A 679-nucleotide genomic window follows, 5' to 3' on the forward strand; every position below is an offset into this window, starting at 1 on the left:
ATGGTGTCCTCACCCCCTGTGGGTTCGGCGGCCCTCCGCCGCTCACACCGGCGTGTCGGCGACGTCCTCGAAGGGTCTGACCTCGCCTCTTCACCGTACTCCCGAGGCCACGCCCCGCACTCCGACGCCGGTGACCGGCCCGCCGGGCGTCCAGCGGCGGCGCGCCCGCGCGGGTACCGCGTGGCACCAGCGGCGACACGCGGACTCACTCGGCCTAGATCACCGTGGTTTACCGTGGACGGTGGATGACGACGCCGGGACCACGGCCGTGCGCGCCCCACGCGCGGTGGAGAGCGCCACAGGCGGAGAGCGACCGAGCGGCCCACGACGCCTGCCCCCCGCCCCATGCCCGCGACCCTTCGGAGACCTTCATGAACGCCCCGGACCGCCTGCCCGACGCCGGGCACGCCGACATCAGCATCGTGGCGTCCACGCCCGATGTCGCCCGCCAGGTGGCGGAGGTCCTCCGGCGCTGCTTCACCTCCACCGAGCAGCGCAGCTTCCCGGTCGACCCGCACGGCGGCACCCGTCTCCAGCTCACCGTGGACACCACCAGGGCCGCGGAGCCCGCCCGGACCTGGCTGGAGAGCAGTGCCGAGAAGGACCGCCCCAGGACAGAGGGCTGAGCCCGCCCGGGCGCCGCCCCGCCGCTCAGTGGTGGAAGCCGGTGCGCTCGGCG

General features: G+C 75.0%; 1 protein-coding gene. It reads left to right on the plus strand.

What is annotated here, in order from left to right; translation table 11 throughout:
- Nucleotides 1-371: 371 nt before the first annotated feature.
- Nucleotides 372-626 carry a hypothetical protein gene (locus KUM32_RS43015; RefSeq protein WP_176162701.1) on the plus strand — a complete coding sequence of 85 codons (255 nt, stop codon included), beginning with the start codon at nt 372-374 and terminating at the stop codon, nt 624-626.
- Nucleotides 627-679: the final 53 nt, after the last annotated feature.

It is taken from the genome of Streptomyces sp. AC627_RSS907 (genome assembly GCF_019049165.1).